The following is a 17348-nucleotide window of genomic DNA, read 5'->3' on the forward strand; positions in this document are numbered from 1 at the left end:
TCCGGCGAAAGACGTGCGATGGACGAACGCTCCGGCAGGCGGGGCATGCGGCCTTCGCGGAGCAAACATTACAAATTGAAAGATTTTGATTGTAATGCGAAACGGGAATGATTCACAAATGCGAGCCGTTTGCAAAAAACTGACGAATCGGGCGGCGCGCGGCCGGCCGCGATGCGCACGCGGTTGCGCGTAGAATGCCGGCTTGACGATTTTTTGACGGAGCGCAGCAGGCGATGAACGACCCGCGCAGCAAGAAGAATCCGGTTTTCGGCGTGGCGATCCTGATCGTCGTGGTCATCGGGCTCGTGATCGGCACGGTCCTGTACAACGCGATTTCGCAGAAACGCGAATACGACGAAGCGCATCCGCAAACGTCGTCGGCGCCGAGCGCGGCGTCCGCGCACGGCTGAGCGCCGGCGGGCGGAGGCGGCGCGCCCGCGCCTGCGTGCGCCCGAGCGCTTGAGCGTCTGAGCGTCTGAGCGCCGGCGGGCGCACGCCGTGCGCCGGCGTTCGGCCGCGCGCGGGCGTTCGGATGTCGCGTCAGCGCGCGACGGCCGCGAGCCGCGGCCGGATGCGCGTGTAGAACACGAGCGCGAGGATCGCGAGCCACGCGCCGCCGACGAAGAGCGCGACGCGCGTGTCGTCGAAATAGCCGAGCATCGCGATCACGAACGCCATGAACGCGATCGTGAGCGCCGGGCCGAGCGGCCAGAACGGCACCTTGAACTTGAGCGCGGCGGTCTCGGCCGCGCTGAGCCGGCGGCGCATCGCGACCTGCGACAGCAGGATCATCAGCCAGACCCAGACCGTCGCGAACGTCGCGATCGCGGCGACCATCAGGAACACGTCCTTCGGCATCAGGTAATTGAGCACGACGCCGACGAGGAGGGCGCCCGCCATCACGAGCACCGTGACCCACGGCACGCCGCGCGCGGACGTCGCGGCGAGCGCGCGCGGCGCCTGGCCCTGCAGCGCCATCCCGAACATCATCCGGCCCGCGCCGAAGATGTCGCTGTTGATCGCGGAAATCGCCGCGCTGATCACGACGAGGTTCAGGATCTCGGCCGCGGAGCGCACGCCGAGCGCCGAGAAGATCTGCACGAACGGGCTGCCGCTCGAGCCGACGCCCGTCCACGGGAAGATAGACATCAGCACGACCATCGTCAGCACGTAGAAGAGCAGGATGCGCACCGGCACGGCGTTGATCGCGCGCGGAATCACGCGCTCGGGCTCCTTCGCCTCGCCGGCGCTCATCCCGATCACCTCGATGCCGCCGTACGCGAAGATCACCACCGACAGCGACGCGACGAGCCCGCCCACGCCGTTGGGCAGGAAGCCGCCGTGCGACCACAGGTTCGCGACCGACGGCGCGCCGCCGCTGCCGAGCTTCATCCCGGTGAAGAGGATGGCGGCGCCGCCGCCGATCATCGCGACGATCGCGCCCACCTTGATGATCGACAGCCAGAATTCCAGCTCGCCGAACACCTTCACGTGGCACAGATTGAGCCCGCAGATGATCGCGACGATCGCGAGCACCCAGATCCACTGCGGGACGTCCGGAAACCAGAAGCCCATGTAGATGCCGAACGCGGTGATGTCGGCGATCGCGACGATCACCATCTCGAGCGTGTAGGTCCAGCCGGTGACGAAGCCCGCGAACGGCCCGAGGTTCTCGGTCGCGTAGTGGCCGAACGAGCCGGGCACGGGCTCGCGCACGGCCATTTCGCCGAGCGCGCGCATCACCATGTAGACGGCCGCGCCGCCGAGGATGTACGCGAGGATGACGGCGGGGCCCGCCAGCTGGATCGCGGACGCCGAGCCGTAGAAGAGGCCCGTGCCGATCGCCGAGCCGAGCGCGAGAAAGCGGATGTGCCGCGCGCTCAGATGGCGCTGCAAGTTCTTCATCGTGTCTCCGAATGATTGGTGTCGTCGGCCGGACGAAGCGGCCCGGCGCTCGCGCCCGTGAAGTTGTATAGACAACTTGGCGCGGGAAAGATCATACCAATCGGCGCGCGTGCGCAGTAGTCAGGGAATCCCTGAGTGCGTGCGCGGCGCGAAACGGTGCAGGGGAAAGGGGGACGCGGGCGACTCACTCGGGCAGGCGGATCACGCTCGCGTCCTTGCGGATCAGCAGCGACGACGCGAGCATCTGCTTGCACTGATGCGCGAGCACCTTCAGGTCGTGCGCGAGATCGGCGCTCGCGTCCGAGCGCTCGGCGTCGACGACCATCGAATCGAGCTCGCGCGCCAACTGCTTGCTCGTCTCGGCCTGGTTCGACGGCGGCGGCGCGCCGGCCTCCGCCTGCTCGAGATGCTCGCGCACGGCGGCCATCCCGCGCTCGAGCGCGGGCGGGTTGCCTTGCTCGCACGCGTGGCGCAGCAGCGGCGCGGCCGCGGTGATCTGCGCGCCGAGCACGTGGGTCTGCACGAGCAGGTCGTTCAGCTCCGGCACGAACCTCTGGTGCGCCTTCGGCTCGAGCATCATCCGCTGGAACGCCTGGCCGAGGTTCGCGAACGCGATGTGCACGTTCTTGCGCGCGAGCCGGTACGGGTAGTCGCCGTCGAGGCCGGGCGCCGCGGCATCGACGACGGCCGCGACCGCTGGCACGGCCGCCGCGCCGTCGGCCGCGGGCACGGCGGCCGCCGTCTTGCCGCGGCCCGCGCGCCACGTCGCTTCGAAGTACTTGCGGGTGGTCGTGAGCGTGTCGGCGACGAGCTTGCCGATCGCGCGGTATTCCCAGTACGGGAACAGCCGGCTCGCGGCGATCGCGATCATGCAGCCGACGACGGTGTCGATCGCGCGCTCGCCGATGATCCGCATGTTGCCGGGCGCGAGCAGGTGGAAGAGGAGCAGCACGTACGACGACGTGAACACGACGCTCGCCGCGTAGTTGAAGAGCAGCAGGCTGTAGCTCATCACCATCGACGCGAACATGAACGCGATCAGCACGTGCGGCTCGTGGACCGTGTAGATGAGCGCGAGACTCGCCGTGCAGCCGATCAGCGTGCCGACGATACGCTGCACGTTGCGCTGCTTCGTCAGCGAGTAGCCCGGCTTCAGGATGATGATGCTCGTCATCACGATCCAGTACGCGTTCGTGAGCGGCAGGAGCCGCCCGAGCCAGAAGCCGACCGCGACCGCGATCGTCACGCGCAGCGCATGCCGGAAGCTCGGCGAGCCCATGTTCAGGTTCGAGAAGATGAGCAGCGGCGACATCCGGCGCTTCTGCAGGAAGCGCGTGAGCGCCTTGTCGATCTTCAGCTCGGTGCGCTGCGCGTCGGCGCTGCCCGACAGGTTGCGGCGCATCTTGTCGATCAGGCGCGTCGCGCTCCAGATTCGGCGGAAGGTCGCGAGCACGGCCGCGTACGCTTCCGGGTTGGTCGCCGCGAACTGCTTCTTGCGCATCAGCTCGATCTCGTATTCGATCGCGCGCAGCTCGGCCTTCACGCTGATCCGCGAATGCGGCAGCCGGTTCTCGAGCACCGCGAAGCCGATCTCTTCCAGATCGGCGGCCGCCTTGCGGATCAGGTCGCGGTAGAAGATCATCAGATCCGAGCCGCCGAAGGTGCTGCGCACGAGCGGGTAATCGGTGTGCGCGCCGACGAACATCTCGTGCAGGTCGACGCTGTTGATGAACAGGTTGAACATCATCGTGCGGCCCGGATCGAGCTTGCCGCGGCGCAGCTTCGGCAGGTTGCGCAGCACGATGTCGCGCGCGGTTTCCTGCGTCTCGACCGCGGTGATCTGCTTGGCGACGAGATTGCGGTAGCACTCGTCCAGGTCGGCGTCGAGATCGTAGAAATCCGCGCGCGCGAGCAGGTACGACGCGCATGCGAAGAGGCTCTCGGCGAGCGCCTGCTGCTCGATGCGGCGCGCCTGCCAGCGCGACACGAGCGTCGCCCAGTACGTGTACCAGAGCCCGCCCGCGAGAATCCACGACGCGTTGACGAGCGCCTGCAGCGGCGTGAACTTTTCCTCCAGCGTCATCACCATCATGAACAGCGTCGCGAAGCTGATCTGCGGCCAGCGGTTGCCGTAGACGACGATGAGCGACAGCATGAACGTGAGCGGCACGATCGTGAGCCACAGCGCGAAGATGTTCGGCGTCGCGAGCCCCGTGGCGAGCGCGGAGAAGAAGCCGATCACGCTGCACGCGAGCATTTCGTTGTGCTTGTACTTGAGCGGGCCCGGCATGTCGACGACGCATGCGCCGAGCGCGCCCGTCGCGATCGTGAAGCCGAGCTCGCGGTCGTGCAGCACGATGAGGCTCAGCACCGCGGGCAGCGAGACGCCGAGCGCGATCCGTAGGCCGCCGAAGAAATACTGGCTGTAGAAAAACTTTCTGATTTCGACCGAATAGCGCATCGATGGGCGAGTGAGCTGGCGACGGGGCGTCGGGGTGTTCTGGTTGGCGACGAGTCTATCGTATTTCCGCGTCGCGAAAGCCGCGTTTCGGGGCCGGGCGCCTGATGTTCGCGCGTTCGGGCTCAGACCGCCGGGCGGGCCGCAGGTTCGGCGCGTCGCCGGCGCGTCGCCGGCGCGTCGGGCCGCGACGGCGCGCGGACACGGGCCGGGATTCGGCCGGGCCGCGCGCGTCGCGCTTGCCGATGCGGCAACGGCGCGGGATCGAGGCGCGGATCGAAGCGGGATCGAAGCGCGATCGAAGCTGGATCAAAGCGAGGATCGGCCGATCGGCCAGGTTCTCGCGCGCTTCGCGCTTTGCTATCCTTGGCTCCTCGACTGGCCGGCCGTCCATCCGGCGTCCTTTGCTCCGTTTCATGCTCCATCTCTTCTACTCGAACCGCCACGAGACGCTTGCCGACGCGCTGCTCGACGATCTCGCCGTCGCGTCGGACGGCGCGGGGCCGTGGGCCGCGCAGCAGGTGATCGTGCCGAGCGCGGCGCTGCGCCGGCGGCTCGAGCTCGACATCGCGAAGCGCCACGGCGTGTGCGCGAACCTCCGCTTCAGCTATCTCGCGCAATGGCTGTGGGCGCAGATCGGCGAAGTGCTGACGGTTCCCGTGCATTCTCCGTTCGCGCCCGATCGCCTCGTGTGGCGCTGCTACCGGCTGCTGTCCGGCGACGGCGCGCAGCCCTGGCGCGCGTCGCCGCGGCTTGCCGCCTATCTGGCCGCGGCCGACGCGCCGATGCGCCACGAGCTCGCGCACCGGGTCGCGACCGTGTTCGACCACTATCTGACGTATCGTCCGGAGTGGCTCGCGCAATGGCAGGACGGCGAATCGATCTTCGCGCTCGAAGGCGCGCCGCGTCAGGGCGGCGAGGCCGCGCGCGACGACGAGGGGTGGCAGGCGGCGCTTTGGCGCGCGCTTCTCGCCGAGCTGTCCGACAGCGGGATGCCGCCCGCGCACCGGTTCTTGCGCGACGTCGGCGCGCTCGGTTCCGACGTGATCGCGCAGGCCCGAGCGAAGTGGCCCGAGTCGGTCAGCGTGTTCGCGCTGCCGACGATGCCGCCGCTGCACGTCGCGCTGTTGCGCGAGCTGTCGCGCTGGATCGACGTGCGCATCTACGCGCTCAATCCGTGCCGCGAATTCTGGTTCGACATCGTCACCGCCGCGCGCGCCGAGTCGCTCGACGCGGCCGGGCAGCTCGACTATCAGGAAGTCGGCCATCCGCTCCTCGCCGAATGGGGGCGGCAGACGCAGGCGCAACTGCACATGCTGCACGAGCTGACCGAGAGCGCGGCGGCGAGCGACGCGTCGCGCTACGCGGAGAATCCCGCGCCGACGTGGCTCGCGCGCGTGCAGAACGCGATCCTCGACCTGCAGCCGGAGGACGCGCTCGGCGCGCGCCCCGCCGAGCGCGGCATCGAAGTGCACGTGTGCCACAGCCTCGCGCGCCAGCTCGAGGTGGTGCACGATCGGCTGCTTGCGTGGTTCGACGCGGACCCGAGCCTCGCGCCGTCGGACGTGCTCGTCGCGATGCCGGATCTCGCGGCGGCGGGGCCGCTCGTCGACGCGGCGTTCGGCACCTCGTCGGGCTCGGACGCCGCGCGCATCCCGTATCGGATTACCGGCTTGCCGCCGTCGCAGGCGAATCCCGTCGCGCGCGTGCTGCTCGATTGGCTGGCGCTGCCCGAGCGCAACGTCGGCGCGCCGGAGCTGGTCGAATGGCTGCGCGTGGATGCGATCGCCGCGCGCTACGGCATCGACGCGGCGGCGCTCGAGACCGTGCAGACATGGCTTGCCGCGTCGGGCGCGCGGCGCGGGCTCGCGCCCGACGCGGCGCAACAGGCGGGCGCGGACGCCGCCGTGCCCGCGCCGCGCCACACATTCGCCGATGCGCTCACGCGGCTCTTCCTCGGCTACGCGATGCCCGACGGCGCGGCGCCCGTTGCCGCGTGGCTGCCGATCTCCGGCGCGGAAGGCGGCGAGGCCGAGCTGCTCGGCCGGCTCGCGCGCTTCACCGACGACCTCGACGGTTTCGCGAAGCGGATCGCCGCCGATCTGACGCCGCAAGGCTGGGGCGACGCGTTCGCCGATGCGCTCGCGCGCTTCTTCGATTCGGGCCCGGCGTTCGCCGATGCGTTGTCCGGCGTGCGCGACGCGCTCGATGCGATGCTCGCCGCGATGGCGGAAGGGGCGGGCGACGTCGAAATGCCGGCCGCCGTCGTGCGCGCGGGCCTTGCCGCCGCGCTCGACGATCCGGCGCGCGGCGGCGTGCCGTGGGGCGGCGTCACGTTCTCGTCGCTCACGAGCCTGCGCGGGCTGCCGTATCGCGTCGTGTGCCTGATCGGGATGGACGACGGCGTGCTGCCGAGCCTCACGCGCGCGGACGAATTCGACTTGATGGCCGTGTTCGCGAAGCTCGGCGATCGGCAGCGCCGCGACGACGAACGCAACCTGTTCCTCGATCTGCTGCTCGCCGCGCGCGACCGTCTGCTGATCGCGTACACGGGCCGCAGCATTCGCGACAATGCGCCGCTGCCGCCCGCGGCGCTCGTCGACGAGCTGCTCGACCATCTGGCGACCGTGTCCGCCGGCCCGGACGCATCGCCCGATGCGATCGAAGATGCTCGCCGCGCCTACGTGATCGAGCATCCGCTGCAGCCGTTCTCGGCCGAATACTTCGCGCCGGGCGGCGCGCTGTTCACGTACGACGCGTCGCGCGCGACGCTCGCGCGCCTGCTTGCCGAAGGCGCGCAGGCCGCGGCGCGGCCGTTTTTCTCGGCGCCGCTGCCGGCCGAGCCTGCGGAGCCCGTCGCATTCGCCGATTTCGAGCGCTTCTGGCGCCATCCGGCGCGCTCGCTGCTGCGCGCGCGGCTCGGCATCGTGCTCGCGGACGCGCAGGCGGAGCTCGTCGATATCGAGCCGTTCGAGCTCGATTACGCGGGCAGCGACGCGCTCGCCGAACGCGTGCTGCCGCTTCTGGTCGAGACGGCCGACGCGGCGGCGTTCGAGCACGCGCTGCGCGTCGCCGACGCGAGCCCCGAGGTGCCGGGCGGCGCGACGGGCGCGGTGCGGCGCGACCACGAGCTCGACGCGCTCGCGCAGCTCGCGGGCAACGTGCGACGCGCGCTCGCCGACGGCGCGATGCGGGTGCCGTTCGCGTTCGAGATCGCGCCCGTGTGGCCCGCGGCGGGCGACGCGCCGTGGTTCGGCGCACACGATGCGGAGCTCGCGCCCTCCGCGACGCGCGAGCCGCTGCGGCTGCACGGCGCGCTCGCGCGGCTCACGCCGGCGGGGCAGGTGATCTACCGCTATGCGCGGCCGGGCGCGCGCGACTATCTGTCCGCGTGGCTCGCGCATCTCGTCTACTGCACGATCGATCCCGACGGGCCGCGCCGCACGCTGTGGTTCGGCAGCGGCGATACGTTCGAATTCGCGCCCGTCGCCGCGCCGCTCGATCGGCTCGCGCCGCTCGCCGCGCTGTTCCGCGCGGGCCGCCGGATGCCGCTCGCGTTTTTTCCGAGAAGCGCCTGGGCGCTCGTGTCGGAGAGCGAATCGAAGGCGGCGGGCGTATGGATCAACGATCGCGTCGCGGGCGAGGCCGACGACGCGGCGCTCGCGCTCGCATGGCGCGGCGCGAATCCGTCGCTCGACGAGCCGTTCGGCGCGCTCGCGCACCTCGTGTTCGATCCGCTCGTCGAGCATCTGCGGAGGGCGTCATGAGCCGCGCCGCACCGGCCGCCGCGTTGCCGCGCGAGCTCGACGTCTTCGCGTGCCGGCTCGACGGCGTGAACCAGATCGAGGCGTCCGCGGGCACCGGCAAGACGTGGAACATTTGCGCGCTGTACGTGCGCCTGTTGCTCGAAAAGGATCTCGGCGCGGACGAGATTCTCGTCGTCACCTTCACGAAGGCGGCGACGGCCGAGCTGCACGAGCGGATTCGCGCTCGCCTCGCGCAGCTCGCGCATGCGCTCGACACCGGCGACGACGGCGGCGATCCGTTCGTCGCGCGCCTGTTCGAGACGACGCTATCGCCCGAATGCGGCCTCGATCCGCAGACGGCCGCCAAGCGCGTGCGTCGTGCGCTGCGCGCGTTCGATCAGGCGGCGATCCACACGATCCACGCGTTCTGCCAGCGCGCGCTGCAGGAAGCGCCGTTCGCGGCGGCGATGCCGTTCGCGTTCGAGATGGAGGCGGACGACGGCGCGCTGCGCTTCGAGCTTGCCGCCGACTTCTGGCGCACGCGCGTCGAGCCGGTCGCGGCCGAGCATCCGGCGTTCGCCGAATGGCTCGTCGAATACGGCGCGGGGCCCGCGGCGCTCGACGCGCAGCTCGCGCGGCGGCTGAAGAAGCCGCTCGCCGAGCTGCGCTGGGACGGCTTGCACACGGCCGACGACGACGCGCCCGCCGCCGCGCGCGCGCACTTCGACACGGCGGCGGGCATCTGGCGCGACGAACGCGGCGCGCTCGACGCGCTGCTCGCCGACGCGCAGCCGTCGCTGAACCAGCGCTCGCACAAGCCGGAAGCGGTGGCCGAGGCGCTCGACGCGTGGGCGCGCTATTTCGAGCAGGCGAGCGCGGTGGCCGCATTGCCGCGCGCGGCGCTCAAGCTCACGCAGGCCGCGCTCGAGAAGGCGACGAAGAAGGGCGGCGCGACGCCGCGCCACGCGTTCTTCGACGTCGCGCAGGCGCTCGAGGCGGCCGTCGCGGCGGTCGAGGCCGCGCAGCGCGGGCGCTGGCTGGCGCTCGTCGCGCAATGGCTCGACACGGCGCCCGCCGAGCTCGCGCAGCGCAAGCGCACGCGCCGCGTCGTGTCGTTCGACGATCTGCTCACGAACCTGTATCGCGCGCTCGAAGCGCATCCGTGGTTGCGCGAGACGCTGCGCGCGCGCTATCCGGCCGCGCTCATCGACGAGTTTCAGGATACCGATCCGCTGCAGTTCGCGATCTTCGACACGATCTTCGCGCCCGTCGGCCCGCTCTTTCTCGTCGGCGATCCGAAGCAGGCGATCTACAGCTTCCGCGCGGCGGACCTGCATACGTATCTCGCCGCGCGCGCACGGGCATCCGCACGCTACACGCTCGCGGTGAACCAGCGCTCGACGCCCGCGATCGTCGACGCGTGCAACCGCGTGTTCAGCGCGAACCCGCGTGCGTTCGTGCTCGACGGGCTCGATTACGAGCCGGTGCGCGCCGGCTCGCGCGTGCGCGCGCCGCTCGCCGACGCGACCGATCCGCTCGCGGGCGCGGGCGATTTCCGCGTGTGGACGCTGCCCGCCGGCGACGACGCGCTGACGAAGCGCGACGCGCAGCGGCGCGCCGCGCATGCGTGCGCGGCGGAGATCGCGCGATTGATGCGCGGCGCGCGCGCGCGCGAGGCGACGCTCGGCGGCGAGCCGATCGCGGCGTCCGATATCGCGGTGCTCGTGCAGACTCACAAGCAGGGCAGCCTCGTGAAGCGCGTGCTGGCCGCGTGGGGCATCGGCAGCGTCGAGCTCGCGCAGGCGTCGGTGTTCGCGACGATCGACGCCGAGCAGCTCGAACGCGTGCTCGCCGCGATCGACGCGCCCGGCGACTTGCGGCGCCTGCGCTCGGCGCTCGCGTCCGACTGGTTCGGGCTCGACGCGGCGGCGCTCTGGCGCCTCGAGCAGGGCGATGCGGCGCAGGGCGATGCCGAAGGGGCCGAGCGCGACGCGAAGGCGGGTGACGCACGACAAAGCGACGGCCGCGCGCGCGCATCGGCGGGCGCATCCGCGAAGCCTTCGGCGGACGCCGACGCGATGGGCTGGGTCGAGCGCTTCTCGCGCTACCGGCTGCTGTGGCGCGAGCGCGGCTTCGCGGTGATGTGGCGCACGCTCGCCAACGAGCTGCGGATCGCCGAGCGCCTGATGGCGGGCCCCGACGGCGAGCGGCGCGTGACCGACATCAATCATCTGGCCGAGCTCACGCAGGCGCGCGCGTCCGCGCAGCCGGGCATCGCGCCGACACTGCGCTGGCTCGCCGCGCAGCGCCTCGAAGGCGGCGGAGACGACGCGCAACTGCGGCTCGAATCCGATCGCAACCTCGTGCAGATCGTCACCGTGCACAAGTCGAAGGGGCTCGAATACGCGATCGTGTTCTGCCCTTTCCTGAACGACGGCGGGCTGCGCGAGCCCGGCGGCTCGGGCTTGCCGGACGCGCGCGAGTATCACGACGAAGCGGGCGGCGCGGTGCTGCATTACGGTTGCGACGACGAGGCGGCCGAGCGCGCGTCGCGCGAGGCGATCCGCGAGCAGGCGGCGGAACGCGCGCGGCTCGTCTACGTCGCGCTCACGCGCGCCGTCTATCGGTGCTATCTGGTCGCGGGCACCTACGTATCGTCGCGTTCGACGAAGGAGGCGCGGCGCAGCGTGCTGAACTGGCTCGTCGCGGGCGCGGGACGCGATTTCGATGCGTGGCTGAAGGAGCCGCCCGAAGACGCGGAGCTCGCCGAGCGCTGGCAGGCGCTCGCGAGCGGTCCGGTGACGCTCGGCCCGCTGCCCGTGCCCGCGCATCGCGAGCCGCTCGCGGCCGGGCACGACGCGAGCGCGACGCAAGCGGCGCGGCGCGCGACGCGCGGGCTGAGAGACGCATGGCGGATCGCGAGCTTCAGCTCGCTGACGTCGGCGATCGCGCGCGAGGAAAGCGGCGTCGCGAGCGTCGCCGACGAAGAGATGCGGCCCGATCACGACGCGCTCGCCGACGCGCCCGATGCGGCGGTCGACGCGGGCGCGCCCGATGCCGTCGCGCGAGCGGCGGCCGCGGCCGCACCCGAGCCCGCGGAAGACGACATCCTCGCGTTTCCGCGCGGCGCGGCGGCGGGCGAATGCCTGCACCGGCTTTTCGAGCTGAGCGATTTTTCCGACGCGTCGACATGGCCGGCGGCCGCGCTGCGCGCGCTGCACGAGCGTCCGGTCGAAGCCGAGCTCGCGCTTGCCGAGCGGCTGCCCGCGATGATGACGCGGCTCGTCGCCGATCTCGCCGCCGCCGAGCTCGTGCCGGGCATGCGCCTGGCGGCGCTCGATCCGGCGCGGCGCCTGACGGAAATGGAGTTCCTGTTTCCGGCGCCCGCGCTCGATTTCAACGCGTTGCGGCGATTGCTCGCCGTACACGGCTATCCGGACGTCGCGCTCGAAGCGGGCACGCTCGCCGGATTCGTCAAGGGGTTCATCGACATGATCGTGGAGCACGACGGCCGCTTCTGGATCGTCGACTGGAAATCGAACCATCTCGGCACGACGCCCGACGCGTATGGTGAGCGCGCGCTCGACGCCGCAATGGCGCACCACGCGTATCACCTGCAGGCGCTGCTCTATACGGTCGCGCTGCATCGCTATTTGCGCGTGTGCGTGCGCGATTACGACTACGACACGCACATCGCCGGCTACCTGTACCTGTTCGTGCGCGGCGTGCGGCCCGACTGGCGCAGCGGCGGCGCGCCGGCCGGCGTGCATGTGCGCCGGCCGGCGCGCGCGCTGGTGGAGGCGCTCGACGCGCTGATGCGCGAGGGGGCTGCATGACCACGGTCGACGATCGCTTCGCATGGACGGGCGGCCTCGCCGACCGCTTGCCCGAGCCGGCCGATTTCGGGCTCGCGCTCGCCGAGGGCTTCGCGCGCCGCATCGGGATGCTGTCGCGCCGCCTGGGCGCGCCCGCGGCGGCGGCGCGCTGGGCGGCGCGCGCGGCGTTCGCCGCGAGCCGCGCGACGGCGGCGGGGCACGTGTGCGTGTCGTTGCGCGCGCTCGCGCAGCGCTACGACGAGCCGTTCGACGACGTGCGCGACGCGCTCGCCGCGAGCGGCGTGACCGCGTTCGACGCGATCGCGCGCGGCGGCGAGTGCCCGCTCGTCGTCGATCGCGACGCGCGCCTCTATCTCGCGCGCTACTTCGAATACGAGACGCGCCTTGCGAGCGCGCTCGTCGCGCGCAGCCGTCTCGCCGGCGACGCATCGTCGGGCGGCGCCGGCGGGCTCGCATCCGACGCGCCCGATGCGCTCGGCGAGCGGCTCGCCCGCTATTTCGGGCCGCAGAAGGAGCGGGGCGTCGACTGGCAGCGCGTCGCGGCGCTCGTCGCGCTCACGGGCCGCGTGACGATCGTGAGCGGCGGGCCGGGCACCGGCAAGACGACGACCGTCGTCGGCGTGATCGCATGCCTGCTCGATGCGCATCCGGACTTGCGAATCGCGCTCGCCGCACCGACCGGCAAGGCGGCGCAGCGGATGCAGGAGGCGCTGCACGCGCGCGCCGGCAGCCTGCCGGCCGAGCTCGCGACGCGCCTGCCGCAGACGTCCTATACGTTGCACCGGCTGCTGGGCGGCGGCCCGAACGGGCGCTTCGCGCATCACCGCGACAACCCGTTGCCGTACGATCTCGTCGTCGTCGACGAGGCGTCGATGATCGACGTCGCGCTCGCCGCGCACTTGCTCGACGCGCTCGCGCCGAACACGCGCCTCGTGCTGCTCGGTGACAAGGATCAGCTCGCGGCCGTCGAGGCGGGCGCGGTGTTCGCGGAGCTGAGCGCGCAGCCCGCGTTCAGCGCGACGGCGTGTGCGACGATCGCGCGCGCGCTCGGCATCGGCGAGGCCGAGTTCGCGGCGGCGCTGCCGGACGGGTTCGCTCGCGGCGCGGCCGGGACGACGCACGCGGAAACGGGCGCCGATACGCGCGCGGCTTCGGTCGATGCGGACGCAACGGCTTTCGCGTCGGCTGGCGACGCCGCTCGGGCTGCGCGAGCGGCGGCCGCCGCTGCGTCGGCCAAAGCCGTTTCGGTATCCGCGCCGAGCGCGGCGTCGCCACGCGCGGGCCGGCGCGGCGGCATGCGCGGAACCAAACAGGCCGTCGACGACGCGCAGGGATCGCTGTTCGCATTCGACGACGAAGACGTGCCGGGCGGCGACACGCCGGGCACCGATCAGCCGGGCGGCGGTGCATCCGCATTCGTCGACGATCCGCGAAATCGGCGCAACACGCCGCAGTCGCACTCGCCGTCGGGCCCGCAACGCGTTCATCGCGTCGAGCACGCAAAGGGCGCGCAGGCGAAGGCCGAGGAAGGATTCCCCGACGGCTTGCCGTGGGGCGCATCCTTTGGCGAGCCGGCCGCGTGGATCGACGCGGGCGAACTCGCGTGGCTCGACGACGCGGATTTTCCGGCGCCCGAACCCGCATCGACGAATACCGCATCCGATGCGCGGCGAACCGCAGCGGCCGCCGATGCAGGCGAGCGCACGCGTGCCGGTCGACTGACGGCCGCGAGCGTCAAGCCTGACGCCGAACCGGAAGAAGCGATATCGACGATGCCCGCCGGGCCCGCATCGTCGGCGCTGCCCGCCGTCGCGCCGTTGACCGACTGCGTCGTCTGGCTCGAACGCAATTATCGTTTCGGCCTCGACTCGCCGATCGGCAGACTGTCGCTGGCGATTCGCAGCGGCGCGGTGCAGGACGCGCTCGATGCGCTGTCGACGGAAGACGACGCGGCCGCGCGCTTTTTCGACGATGGCGGCGCGACGCTGTCGGCCGCGACGATCGAGCGGCTCGCGCAGGGGTTCGCCGGCTACGCGGCCGCGCTGCGCGACGCGCTCGCGACGGCCGAGCCCGATCCGCTGCCGCTCTTCGACGTGCTCAACCGCTTTCGCGTGCTTTGCGCGACGCGCAGGGGCGGGCGCGGCGCGGACGAGGTCAACGCGCTCATCGCGGCCGAGGTGCGCCGCGCGGTGCGCGTGCCGCTCGCGATCGGCGCGCACTGGTTCGCGGGGCGGCCCGTGATGGTGACGCGCAATGATTACGCGCTCGGGCTGTTCAACGGCGACATCGGCATTGCGCTGCCCGACGCGCGCGGTGCGCTGCGCGTCTGGTTCCGCGGCGCGGACGGCCGCGCGCGCGCGGTGTCGCCCGCCGCGCTGCCGCCGCACGACACGGCGTTCGCGCTGACCGTCCACAAATCTCAGGGCTCGGAGTTCGACGACGCGGCGCTGATTCTCCCGGCGTCGTTCAACCGTGTGCTGTCGCGCGAGCTCGTCTATACGGCGATCACGCGCGCGCGTTCGCGCGTGCAGGTGATCGGCTCGCGCGCCGTGCTCGCACTCGCGATCGCGACGCGTACGGCGCGCGACTCCGGCCTCGCCGCGCGGATCGCCGACGCGCTGCGTGCCCGACAGGAGGCGGCGCGATGACGCTGCATTACGCATTCTCGCCGGACGAAGTCGAGCTGAGCGCGGTGCGCGCGCAAGGCGCGGGCGGGCAGAACGTCAACAAGGTGTCGAGCGCGATTCACCTGCGCTTCGACATTCGCGCATCGTCGCTGCCCGATGAAGTGAAGGCGCGGCTGCTTGCGCGTTCCGATCAGCGGATCACGCGCGAGGGCGTCGTCGTCATCAAGGCGCAGGAGTACCGCACGCAGGAAAAGAACCGCGCGGCCGCGCTCGCGCGGCTCGACACGCTCGTCCGCGGCGCGGGCGTCGCGCCGCGCAAGCGGGTCGCGACGCGGCCGACGCGCGCGTCGAAGGAACGCCGGCTTGCGGAGAAGAGCCGGCGCGGCGAGGTGAAGTCCGGGCGCGGCAGGGTCATCGAATGAACGCGTTCGGCCTTCCGGGTGCGGTGCGCCGTTTGCGGTCGGCATGCGCCGGCCGTTAGCGGTCATGCTCGGCGCGATGGCGGCGGGCAAATTCGCGCAACCGCCGTTTCGCCGATGTCGCCGCATGCCTCGAGCGGCGGCGTTTGCATCCCGTGCATCCCGAAGACCCTCGTCCCGTGCGCCGAACGCGATGCGCGACCGTGTCGCCGTGCCTGGCCCTCGCCCCAGCCCTAGCCCTCGCCCTCGCCCTCGCCGTAGCCCTCGTCCTCGCCCGACGACGAGAAATCGAAGTCGACGCAGAACACCTTCAGCGTCGTTTCGAGATGGATCGCGACGGCAGCCGTGTAGCAGTCGCGGCCGTCCGTCAGCGAGAAGTGCGGCCCCATCAGCGCGACGCGTCCGGGCACCGCGATCGCGCGCTGGAAGTACGCGCGCCGCGACCAGTTGCTGTGCAAGTCCGGCAGCAGCGGCGCGAGCCGGCGCGTCGTCGCGTCCGGCGTATCCGGCGTCTCGGCCGTGACGGACGGCTCGATCTGCTCGCCGTTCGCCTCCACGATGAACACGCGCCGCACGATCGAATTCGTGAGCAGCCGCTGCGCGGTGCCGCGCAAATTGCGGGTCTGCGTATAGTCGGCGGCGCCTGTGAGCACGATCCGCTCGATCGTGTCGAAGCCGGGGTGCACGGCGTCGCTGCGCCGCTCCTTCGCGCGCTCGGCGAAACGCTTCCACGCGGCCTCGATGCGCGCCGGCGCGTCGCTGCGCGCGCGCTCGATCGACTGATCCGGCTGGCCGAAGCAGAAGCCCTGGACGAAATCGACGTCGGCGTCCATCAGGATCTGCAGCGCGTCTTCGTTCTCGACGCCTTCCGCGAGCACCATCGTGCCCGCATGGTGCAGCATCGTGACGAGATGATGGACGATCCGGTGCGCGTCGCTTGCCGCGAGCGATCGCTCGAGAATCGAGCGGTCGAGCTTCACGATGTCGGGCTTCATTTGCCAGATGCGATCGAAGTTCGAGAAGCCGGTGCCGAAATCGTCGATCGCGATCAGGAAGTCGCCGTGCTGGATCATGTCGAGCGTGCAGGCGAGCGCGGCCTCGTTGCGCGACGGCTGCTCGATCACCTCGAGCACCACGCGCGTCGGCGGCAGCTTGAAGTGCGCGCAGAGCGCCTCGATGAATTCGCGCGGCGCGACGCCGGCGTCGAACATCTGCGGCAGCACGTTCAGGAACAGCCAGCACGTGCCCGTATCCTGCGCGGCGAAGTTCGCGGCATGCAGGCAACGTGTCATCCGGTCGAGCAGCATCGTCTCGCCGCGCGCCTGCGCGCGCGCGAACAGCGTGTCGGGCGAGATCGGCGCGCCGTTCGCGTCGGTCGCGCGCACAAGCGCCTCGTAGCCGACGACGCGCTTGTGCGTGATCGAAATCACCGGCTGAAAGGCGCTTGCAAGGGCGACATCGTGATATTGCGCGCACCAGCCATCGTCGCAGCGGGCGAGCTGCGAGAGCAGGCTTTCGAGTGAGAGCCCCTGCGTTTTCGGCATGTTGTCAGCTTCGCCGCTATGAGCGGAAAACGGCGCGCATCGCGCGGCGGACGTGCGCGCGAGCGCTGGGGAAGGCCACGCGGCGAAAGACGATACGCGTCATTTCTGCTGTCCGGCGGGGAATTGAATCGAGTGTAACGAATGTCGGTGGGTCTTGCGCATCGGGGATACGCTTAACCCGGCGTCGCAATGTCGCGTCGCGGGCCGGGCGAGCGCCGGCTCGCGGCGGCCGACGAGGCGCGCGCACGAAGCGGCGGCGAGCCGACGGAGGCCGGCGGGGCGGGGGATTCCGACATCCGTGCGGCGTCGCCGGAACGGGGGTATTCGCGGATTTTCCGTGGCGACGGGCGAGGCTGCGCGCCGATCGAGGCGAATCCGACTCACCAGTCGGTTCAGACGGGCGACGCCGGACGCACGTCGGCCGCGCACTGCGGATCGGGCCGCGCGCCTTCGGCCGGCGGACAAACGGTTGCGCGTGCGCCGCGGGTCGGCGCATTCACTGCTTGCAGCGCGCGTTTGCTACCGGTGCCGGGCGGCAGCGCCCGATCATTCGCTTGTCGGGCGAACCATGGCGTCTGAAACATGAGAGATCGTCGCGTGCGGACGACATCCGCGACTCGCCGGCCGTCCGGCCCGCCGCACGCGCTGTGTCGCGTCGCACGCCCGGCCGTACCGCCGTACCGCCGCAACGGCGCAACGCCGGCCGGCGTTGCCGCGCGGCATCCGACTTTCGTTCGACTGTCAGGCCACGCCGTTTCGTCGAACCTGAACGCCGGGAACCTGCTCGATCACGCCGATCGCGAGCGCAGCGCC

General features: G+C 71.2%; 10 protein-coding genes. 5 read left to right on the forward strand and 5 right to left on the reverse strand.

Going from position 1 to position 17348, the window contains the following annotated elements; genetic code table 11:
- Positions 1-233 precede the first annotated feature (233 nt).
- Complete coding sequence (locus X946_RS35615) at positions 234-410, forward strand: hypothetical protein (RefSeq protein WP_038744779.1); 177 nt, start codon at positions 234-236, stop codon at positions 408-410.
- A gap of 130 nt (positions 411-540) precedes the next feature.
- Here X946_RS35615 and X946_RS05525 read toward each other — a convergent pair whose 3' ends face one another.
- Genes X946_RS05525 through X946_RS33235 form a run of 4 tightly spaced genes read right to left on the reverse strand, consistent with a single transcriptional unit; the run spans position 541 to position 4757 of the window.
- On the reverse strand, positions 541-1905 hold the full coding sequence (locus tag X946_RS05525; RefSeq protein ID WP_038744780.1) for an amino acid permease: 1365 nt from the start codon (positions 1903-1905) through the stop codon (positions 541-543).
- A complete protein-coding gene (locus X946_RS30280; protein ID WP_081989369.1) occupies positions 1902-2093 on the reverse strand; it encodes a rod shape-determining protein MreB in 192 nt (63 codons plus the stop codon). The genes X946_RS05525 and X946_RS30280 overlap by 4 nt, the downstream gene beginning before the upstream one ends.
- A complete protein-coding gene (locus X946_RS05530) occupies positions 2090-4366 on the reverse strand; it encodes an FUSC family protein (RefSeq protein ID WP_038744781.1) in 2277 nt (758 codons plus the stop codon). The genes X946_RS30280 and X946_RS05530 overlap by 4 nt, the downstream gene beginning before the upstream one ends.
- A 55-nt stretch (positions 4367-4421) precedes the next feature.
- Positions 4422-4757, reverse strand: coding sequence for a hypothetical protein (locus tag X946_RS33235; protein WP_152611633.1), 336 nt, complete (start codon positions 4755-4757; stop codon positions 4422-4424).
- Positions 4758-4779: 22 nt separating this feature from the next.
- Between X946_RS33235 and recC the strand changes: the two genes are divergently transcribed.
- From recC to arfB, 4 genes are read left to right on the forward strand one after another with little or no spacing between them, the layout of a single operon-like run.
- Positions 4780-8130 carry an exodeoxyribonuclease V subunit gamma gene (recC, locus tag X946_RS05535; RefSeq protein ID WP_038744782.1) on the forward strand — a complete coding sequence of 1117 codons (3351 nt, stop codon included), beginning with the start codon at positions 4780-4782 and terminating at the stop codon, positions 8128-8130.
- Positions 8127-11945, forward strand: a complete 3819-nt coding sequence (recB, locus tag X946_RS05540) for an exodeoxyribonuclease V subunit beta (protein ID WP_038744783.1) — start codon at positions 8127-8129, stop codon at positions 11943-11945. Before recC ends, recB begins: the two co-directional genes overlap by 4 nt.
- Positions 11942-14593 carry an AAA family ATPase gene (locus tag X946_RS05545; RefSeq protein WP_038744784.1) on the forward strand — a complete coding sequence of 884 codons (2652 nt, stop codon included), beginning with the start codon at positions 11942-11944 and terminating at the stop codon, positions 14591-14593. Before recB ends, X946_RS05545 begins: the two co-directional genes overlap by 4 nt.
- Positions 14590-14994, forward strand: coding sequence for an alternative ribosome rescue aminoacyl-tRNA hydrolase ArfB (gene arfB, locus X946_RS05550; RefSeq protein ID WP_038744785.1), 405 nt, complete (start codon positions 14590-14592; stop codon positions 14992-14994). The genes X946_RS05545 and arfB overlap by 4 nt, the downstream gene beginning before the upstream one ends.
- A 230-nt stretch (positions 14995-15224) precedes the next feature.
- Here the strand turns inward: arfB and X946_RS05555 are convergent, their stop codons facing one another.
- Positions 15225-16535, reverse strand: a complete 1311-nt coding sequence (locus X946_RS05555) for a sensor domain-containing phosphodiesterase (protein WP_038744786.1) — start codon at positions 16533-16535, stop codon at positions 15225-15227.
- Positions 16536-17348 lie beyond the last annotated feature (813 nt).

This window comes from Burkholderia sp. ABCPW 111, from assembly GCF_000773065.1.
GTDB lineage: Bacteria > Pseudomonadota > Gammaproteobacteria > Burkholderiales > Burkholderiaceae > Burkholderia > Burkholderia savannae.